Annotated in this window: 6 protein-coding genes and 1 pseudogene; 5 read left to right on the top strand and 2 right to left on the bottom strand. The window is 62.6% G+C overall.

Going from position 1 to position 7,835, the window contains the following annotated elements; genetic code table 11:
• Position 1: 1 nt before the first annotated feature.
• The 5 genes from puuE (at position 2) to AC1DWI_RS08380 (ending at position 6,337) form a co-directional block, all read left to right on the top strand.
• Positions 2 to 937, top strand: a complete 936-nt coding sequence (gene puuE, locus AC1DWI_RS08400; protein ID WP_477668152.1) for an allantoinase PuuE — start codon at positions 2 to 4, stop codon at positions 935 to 937.
• A gap of 2 nt (positions 938 to 939) precedes the next feature.
• Positions 940 to 2,715 carry a 2-oxo-4-hydroxy-4-carboxy-5-ureidoimidazoline decarboxylase gene (gene uraD, locus AC1DWI_RS08395; protein WP_477668153.1) on the top strand — a complete coding sequence of 592 codons (1,776 nt, stop codon included), beginning with the start codon at positions 940 to 942 and terminating at the stop codon, positions 2,713 to 2,715.
• Positions 2,712 to 3,965 carry a M20 family metallopeptidase gene (locus AC1DWI_RS08390; RefSeq protein ID WP_477724664.1) on the top strand — a complete coding sequence of 418 codons (1,254 nt, stop codon included), beginning with the start codon at positions 2,712 to 2,714 and terminating at the stop codon, positions 3,963 to 3,965. The genes uraD and AC1DWI_RS08390 overlap by 4 nt, the downstream gene beginning before the upstream one ends.
• Before the next feature lie 234 nt (positions 3,966 to 4,199).
• Positions 4,200 to 5,519 (top strand): C4-dicarboxylate transporter DctA, encoded by a 1,320-nt coding sequence (locus AC1DWI_RS08385; protein ID WP_477668155.1) that lies wholly within the window; start codon positions 4,200 to 4,202, stop codon positions 5,517 to 5,519.
• A gap of 95 nt (positions 5,520 to 5,614) precedes the next feature.
• A complete protein-coding gene (locus AC1DWI_RS08380) occupies positions 5,615 to 6,337 on the top strand; it encodes a GntR family transcriptional regulator (protein WP_477668156.1) in 723 nt (240 codons plus the stop codon).
• 113 nt (positions 6,338 to 6,450) lie between these two features.
• Here AC1DWI_RS08380 and AC1DWI_RS08375 read toward each other — a convergent pair whose 3' ends face one another.
• A complete protein-coding gene (locus AC1DWI_RS08375) occupies positions 6,451 to 7,329 on the bottom strand; it encodes a phosphate/phosphite/phosphonate ABC transporter substrate-binding protein (RefSeq protein WP_477668157.1) in 879 nt (292 codons plus the stop codon).
• Positions 7,326 to 7,835 (bottom strand): annotated as a pseudogene (locus tag AC1DWI_RS08370) (hypothetical protein); the annotation flags it as partial. The pseudogene AC1DWI_RS08370 and the gene AC1DWI_RS08375, both read right to left, overlap by 4 nt.

Genomic DNA, 7,835 nt, shown 5'->3' with positions numbered 1-7,835 from the left:
TATGAACACTGGCTACCCTAGAGATTTGATCGGCTACGGCCGCAACCCGCCACAAGCCAACTGGCCAGGGCGGGCACGCATCGCCGTGCAGTTCGTCCTCAACTATGAGGAAGGCGGCGAAAACTCGGTGCTGCACGGCGACGCCGGCTCCGAACAGTTTTTGTCCGAGATGGCCAATCCACCCAGCTTTGCCGACCGGCACCTGAGCATGGAAGGCATTTACGAATACGGCTCACGCGTGGGCGTATGGCGCATCCTGCGCGAGTTTGAAAAGCGCAAACTACCGCTCACGGTGTTCGGCGTGGGCATGGCGCTGCAGCGCCACCCCGAAGTCGCCGCGGCCTTCACTGAACTCGGCCACGAGATCGCCTGCCACGGCTGGCGCTGGATCAACTACCAGCAGATCGACGAAGCCACCGAACGCGAACACATGCGCCTGGGCCTGGACGCGATCGAAAAGCTCACCGGCACACGTCCGCTGGGCTGGTACACCGGCCGCGACAGCCCCAACACGCGCCGGCTGGTGGCCGACGACGGCCGGCTCGAATACGACAGCGACTACTACGGCGACGACCTGCCCTTCTGGACCGAGGTGAAACGCACCGACGGAAAAGTCGTGCCGCGCCTGGTCGTGCCTTACACGCTGGACACCAACGACATGCGCTTTTCCCTGCCGCAGGGCTTCTCGCAGGCCGATGATTTTTTCATCTACCTGCGCGACAGTTTTGATGCGCTGTATGCCGAAGGCAGTGCGTCGCCCAAGATGCTGAGCATCGGCATGCATTGCCGCCTGCTGGGCCGGCCGGGCCGCATCGTGGCGCTGCAGCGTTTTCTTGACCACGTGCAAAAGCATGAGCGCGTCTGGGTCTGCCGCCGCATCGATATAGCGCGCCACTGGCAGGCCAACCATCCTTACATGCCCCGGCAGGAAAGCTGAACATGGCCATCACGCTGGAACAAGTCAATGCCGTACCGCGCGCAGAAGCGCTGCAACTGCTCGACGGCCTCTATGAGCATTCCCCCTGGATTGCCGAAAAGGCGCTGGACGCCCGCCCTTTCCAGTCACTCGCCCACCTGAAGCACACCATGGCGCAAGTACTGCGCGAGGCCGGCAAGGACGCGCAGGTCAAGCTCATCCAGGCCCACCCCGAACTGGCCGGCAAAGCCATGGTCAGTAAAAGCCTGACGGCGGAATCGGCCAACGAGCAAGGCAAGGCCGGCCTCACGGACTGCACGTCCGAAGAGTTCGCCACCCTGCAAAAACTCAATGCCGACTACAACGCAAAGTTCGGCTTTCCTTTCATACTGGCGGTGCGCGGCCCGCGCGGTGACGGTTTGAGCAAGCAGCAGATCATCGAGACCTTCGCGCGGCGCCTGCAAAACCACCCTGACTTTGAGCTGCAGGAAAACCTGCGCAACATCCACCGCGTGGTAGAACTGCGGCTCAACGACAAGTTCTCCGCCACGCCTGCGCTGGGCAACGACGTGTGGGACTGGCAGGAAACCCTTTCGCAGTACAGCGATCCGGGCTATCTTGAAAAGGGCCAGCTCACGGTGACCTACCTCACTGATGCGCACCGTGCCTGCGCGGCTTTCATCAGCAACACCATGCGGGACTGCGGCTTTGACGAGGTGAAGATCGACGCGGTCGGCAACGTGGTGGGTATCTACAACGCCGCCACGCCCAACGCCAAGACCCTGCTCACTGGCAGCCACTACGACACCGTGCGCAACGGCGGCAAATATGACGGCCGGCTCGGGATTTTTGTGCCCATGGCCTGCGTGCGCGAGCTGCACCGCCAGGGCAAGCGCCTGCCCTTTAATTTTGAGGTGGTCGGCTTTGCCGAAGAAGAAGGCCAGCGCTACAAAGCCACCTTTTTGGGTTCAGGCGCGCTGATCGGTGACTTCAAGCCCGAGTGGCTGGAGCAGAAAGACGCTGACGGCATCACCATGCGCGAGGCCATGCACAACGCTGGCCTCAAGCCCGAAGACATCACGAAGATCAAACGTGACGCGGACAACTACCTCGGCTTTATCGAGGTGCATATCGAGCAAGGCCCGGTACTCAACGAGCTCGACCTGCCGCTGGGCATCGTGACCTCCATCAACGGCAATGTCCGCTATCTGTGCGAGATCACCGGCATGGCCAGCCACGCCGGCACCACGCCCATGACCCGCCGCCGTGACGCCGCAGCGGCCGCGGCCGAACTACTGCTGTATGTGGAACGGCGCGCGGCGCAAGACGGAAATTCCGTCGGCACGGTCGGCATGCTGCAGGTGCCCAGCGGCTCCATCAATGTGGTGCCCGGGCGCTGCCTCTTTTCGCTCGACCTGCGCGCGCCCATCGATGCGCAGCGCGACGCGCTGGTGGCCGACGTGCTGGCCGAACTCAAAAGCATTTGCGAGCGCCGCGGTATGCACTTCACGACCGAATTGACCGAGCGCGCCGCCGCTGCACCCAGCGCACCTGCCTGGCAACAGCGCTGGGAAGCCGCTGTGCAAGGCCTGGGCGTGCCTCTGTACCGCATGCCTAGCGGTGCCGGCCATGACGCGATGAAACTGCACAAGGTGATGCCGCAGGCCATGCTTTTTGTACGGGGCCAGAACTCCGGCATCAGCCACAACCCGCTGGAAAGCACCACCAGCGACGACATCGAACTTGCGATCCAGGCCCTGGCGCATCTGCTCACTAATCTCTCTCCTGAACAACAATGACCCTCACTACAGATTACGCCCGGCTTGACAGCTGGATCGATGCCCATTTCGACGAAGAAACGGCATTCCTGCAGCAGCTCATCCGCGTGCCCACCGACACGCCACCGGGCAACAACGCGCCACATGCCGAGCGCACGGCAGAGCTCATCAAGGCCTTCGGTTTTGACGCTGAGAAACACCCCGTGCCCGAAGCCGACGTGCGCGGCTACGGCATGGAGTCCATCACCAACCTGATCGTGCGCCGCCACTATGGCGGCAAGGGCGAAGAAATGGAAAAAGGAAGGACCATTGCCCTCAACGCCCACGGCGACGTGGTGCCGCCCGGCGAAGGCTGGACCAAAGATCCCTATGGCGGCGAGATTGAAGGCGGCAAAATTTACGGCCGCGCCTCAGCTGTCAGCAAATGCGATTTCGCAAGCTTCACCTTTGCGGTGCGCGCGCTCGAATCACTGGACGCACCACTCAAAGGCAGCGTTGAGTTGCACTTCACCTACGACGAGGAATTCGGCGGCGAAATGGGCCCGGGCTGGCTGCTCAAGAAAGGCCTTACCAAGCCTGACCTGTTGATCGCGGCAGGCTTTTCTTACGAGGTCGTCACCGCGCACAACGGCTGCCTGCAGATGGAAGTCACGGTGCACGGCAAGATGGCGCATGCCGCCATTYCCGACACCGGCATCGACGCCTTGCAGGGCGCGGTGCACATCCTCAATGCACTCTATGCACAGAACGCGCTCTACCAGCAGGTGACGTCAAAGGTCGAAGGCATCCAGCACCCTTACCTGAACGTGGGGCGCATCGAAGGCGGCACCAACACCAACGTCGTGCCCGGCAAGGTGATGTTCAAGCTGGACCGCCGCATGATCCCCGAGGAGAACCCCGCCGAGGTCGAAGCCAACATCCGCAAAGTGATTGGCGACGCGGCGGCTGGCTGCAAGGGCATCACAGTCGACATCAAGCGCCTGCTGCTGGCCAACTCGATGCGGCCGCTGGCGGGCAACAAGCCCCTGGTGGAGGCCATCCAGAAGCATGGCGAGGCGCTCTTTGGCCAGGCCATTCCGGCCATGGGCACGCCGCTGTACACCGATGTGCGGCTGTACGCCGAGGCCGGCATTCCCGGCGTCATTTACGGCGCCGGGCCGCGCACCGTGCTGGAGTCCCATGCCAAGCGGGCCGACGAACGTCTGGACCTCGAAGACCTGCGCCGCGCCACCAAGGTGATTGCGCGGACCCTGCGGGACCTGCTGGCCTGACCACGCCGCCCCCATCCCCTGAAAACTCCCGCCACGGCGGGAGTTTTGCTTTTGCGGCCCTTCGCAGCGCACCTCGCACTTCGGGTGCATCAGCTTTAACCGAATAAGCAGGAATCGCCCCGGGATAACCCTGTGACAGCAGGCAAAAATCTTGCCTACATTGCTTGTATGCAAGATTTGCGTGCAAAACACAGCGACGTCCTGCTGCCTATAACTACTCTTTCGGAGACTGACATGCCCAAGTTTTTCCGCTCCCTGTTCGGCCAGGTGCTCCTGGCCCTCCTTGTCGGCGTGATCGTCGGCTTTTTGTGGCCCGAAACGGCCGTCAAGCTCAAGCCCCTTGGCGACGGCTTCATCAAGCTGATCAAGATGCTGATTCCCCTGATCGTCTTTTGCGTGGTCGTTCACGGCATTGCAGGCGCGGGCGACTTGAAGCGGGTCGGGCGCGTCGGCGTCAAGGCGCTGATCTACTTCGAAGTGGTCACCACCATCGCCCTGGTGATCGGCCTGGTGCTGGCTTTTGTGTTTCAGCCCGGCGCGGGCATGAACATCGACCCGAAACTGCTGGACGCCAAGGCTATGGCCGCCTATGCCGAAAACGCCGGCAAGCTCACCGGCGGCGGTACGGTGGAGTTCCTGATGAAGCTGATTCCCAATACGGCCATCAGCGCCTTCGTCAACGGCGACGTGCTGCAGGTGTTGCTGTTCTCGGTGCTGTTCGGCTGCGCGCTGGCCCTGCTGGGCAGCAAGGGCGAGAAAGTGGTCGGCCTCATCGACGACCTGGCCCACGTACTCTTCAAGACCATGGGCATCATCATCAAGCTGGCGCCCCTGGGCGTGCTGGGCGCCATCGCCTTCACCGTCGGCAAATACGGCATCGGCTCGCTCAAGCAGCTGGGCATGCTGGTCGTGCTGTTCTACGCTGCAGTGATCATTTTCGTGACGGTCGTGCTGGGCGGCATCATGCGTTTTTCGGGCTTCAGCCTCTTCAAGCTGCTCAAATACCTGCGCGAAGAACTCATGGTGGTGTTTGCCACCACTTCGTCCGACAGCGTGCTGCCGCAAATCATGGCCAAGCTCAAGCGCATGGGCATCCGCGATTCGACTGTTGGCCTGGTCATCCCGACCGGCTACTCCTTCAACCTCGACGCGTTCTCGATCTACATCACGCTGGCCGCCGTCTTCATCGCCCAGGCCACCAACACGCCGATCTCGATGACCGACCTGCTGACCATCCTGGCGATCTCGCTGGTCACCTCCAAAGGCGCGCACGGCGTGCCCGGCTCGGCCATCGTGGTGCTGGCCGCCACGCTGCAGGCGATTCCCGCCATCCCTGTGATCGGCCTGGTGCTGGTGCTGTCGGTGGACTGGTTCATGGGCATCGCCCGCGCCCTGGGCAACCTGATCGGCAACTGCGTGGCCACCGTGGCGGTGGCGGCCTGGGAGGGCGACATCGACCGCGAGCGGGCTCATGCGGTACTCGACGACCGCTATGTGCCGCCGGCCGAAGACGACATGGACATCGAAGTGAGCGCCGTTCCGGCCAAAGCCTGAGGTCTCGCTCCAGAAAACGCATCATCTTGCCGTCGATTTTCTTCAAACGCTCCGCCTGCTGAATCACCCCGGGGTCGCTACACTTCCCAGCACATATGAGCATCAGCCAGGTCCAGATCGCCCAGCAAGTCGTCGAATCCATCCTCGCGCAAAAACTTGCGCCCGGTGAACGCCTCGGCGAGCAGGAGCTGGCAGAGCTCTTCGGTGTCAGCCGCACCCTGGTGCGCGAAGCGCTGATGCAGTTGCAGGCACGCGGCTTTGTCGAGGTGCGCACCCGCAAGGGCTGGTATGTGGTGGAGCCTTCCGTCGAAGAAGCGCGGGACGCTTTTTCAGCCCGGCGCATCATCGAAACCGGCATCCTGCGCGAGGCCGGGCGTCCGCTGCAGTCGGTCCTGCGCAAACTGCGCCAGCACATCGCCCAGGAGGAGCAGGCCATCGAAGAAGCCGACGCCGCCACCCGGGCCTTTTTACTGGCCGACTTCCATGTTTGCCTGGCTGAATGCCTCGGCCAGCGGCTGCTGTGCGACGTGCTGCGCGACCTGACCGCGCGCACTACGCTGGCGGCGTCTCTCTACCAGTCCAAGCACGACGCCGGCCAATCCTGCGCGGAGCATGCCGGCATTGTGGCCGCGCTCGAAAAAGGCCAGCTGGACCTGGCCCGCGAACGCATGCTCGCGCACATCGGCAGCGTCGAAGCCGCCTTGGGCTCATCGGCGCCGGGCACCTCACCCGGTAACGAACGGCTGCGTATCGCGCTGTCGCAGCTGGTACAGCCGCCTCTGCGCAAAGCTGTCCGGCACAAAACGCTCCCGATTTGATAGCTGGCTGCGCCCGTCCTTCAATGGCTACAGCCGGATAACCAAAACAAATCAGGCTCCGGACACCAAGCCTGGGCAGCCTCCGCAAGGAGTACCCAGGCCTGCCGTTTCCCTTACTCGTGGGTGTAGTCCAGCAACGCAAGGTATTCCTTGCGCTCGGCCTTGACCCACTGCTTGACGCCGATCTCGGACATGATGCTGGCCGACTGGCTGTTCATGGCCAGCAGGGAGTCCTGCAGGCGGCTGATCATGTCCGCTGGCACGCCGGGGGCGGCCAGCACCGACCAGTTCACCACGGGCTGGGTTTCACCAATGACACGGCCTCCGCCCTCTTGCCATTTCCTGGCGATGGTCGGATTCACCGCACCCACTTCGGCAAGGCCTGCCGCCACCTGTGCCGACACGGAATCCTGATAGCGTGTGTAGGAAATATAGGGTTCGCGCACATTCAGGCGGCGCATCTCGGCACGCGCGACCGCCACCGTGGCGGACGATTCGTCGGGCATCAGGATCTTCTTGCCGCTCAGTTGCCCGATGTTGTTGATGGGCGAGCTGTTCTTCACGATAAAGGCAGCCTGGTAGGGCTCGGGCCTGCGCACCAGGGGTTGATAACCTCCATCGCGAACCAGCTTGGACAGCTGGTTGACGGATTTTCCGAACACCATGAGGGGCTTTTGCTCTGACGATGCCTGGCGCACGAAGTTCTGGATGTCGATGACCGGATCAACCACCACCTGCTTGTTGCGGATCTGCCCTCCCAGGTAGTCGGCCAGCCCCCGGTAGCGCAGGGCCAGCATCGAAATACTGAGGTCTGCCGTAACCGCCTCATTGATCAGCAGCCTCCAGCGGTCTACGCCCGCCAGCTGGCCCGCCGCCTGCTGGCTCCAGCTGACCATGGGAAAGCCCTGCCAGGCCACGGCAACCGCGGTGCCCACCACACCGCGAAGAACCGCGCGGCGACCGGTAACTTGTGACAGCAACGGAGTATTCATTTGATCACCTTCAAAGGGTTAATTGCAGATTGCACGGTCTTCTTCGCTGCCTCGTCTTCCCATTGCCTGGCAGCTGTCAAGGTTGCCTTGAATGCCAGTGCACTCTCAAGCAGCCATTTCTTGTTGTCTTCCGAGAGCGCGTAGCTCAACCTGAACTCGTCCATCGGCATGCGGTCCTCGCGCACGGCCTTGATCAACCGGTCCACCTCTGCAGCGGCGTGCGCGGGCGTCGACAGCAGCACCAGGCGGCTCATCTTGTCGGGGTTGTTGGGTACATGGCAGTTCACACACTGCGACTCGCGCATTTGCAGCGCCAGGTCACGGTAGCGTTTGTCGACGTTACCCAGATACGGGTTTTCCGGCCGGTACAACCCGTCGAACAGCGTCACCGCCGGTTGCGTGTGGCCTTTGTCGTCGGTCCAGAGCCATGGGCCCTGGTATTTTTCATGCTGCACCGTCTGCACAGGTTGCAACAGCGGCGTGGGTGCCACGTCGGTGAACTGCGC

The sequence above is a fragment of the Polaromonas sp. P3_C2 genome (assembly GCF_056402675.1).
This window is presented reverse-complemented; position numbering and strand designations above follow the sequence as displayed.

Bases quoted from the DNA above. Each gene is read 5' to 3' on its own strand.
- puuE (WP_477668152.1), top strand. From the start codon at position 2: ATGAACACTGGCTACCCTAGAGATTTGATCGGCTACGGCCGCAACCCG.
- AC1DWI_RS08385 (WP_477668155.1), top strand. From the start codon at position 4,200: ATGCCCAAGTTTTTCCGCTCCCTGTTCGGCCAGGTGCTCCTGGCCCTC.
- AC1DWI_RS08375 (WP_477668157.1), bottom strand. From the start codon at position 7,329: ATGAATACTCCGTTGCTGTCACAAGTTACCGGTCGCCGCGCGGTTCTT.
- uraD (WP_477668153.1), top strand. From the start codon at position 940: ATGGCCATCACGCTGGAACAAGTCAATGCCGTACCGCGCGCAGAAGCG.
- AC1DWI_RS08380 (WP_477668156.1), top strand. From the start codon at position 5,615: ATGAGCATCAGCCAGGTCCAGATCGCCCAGCAAGTCGTCGAATCCATC.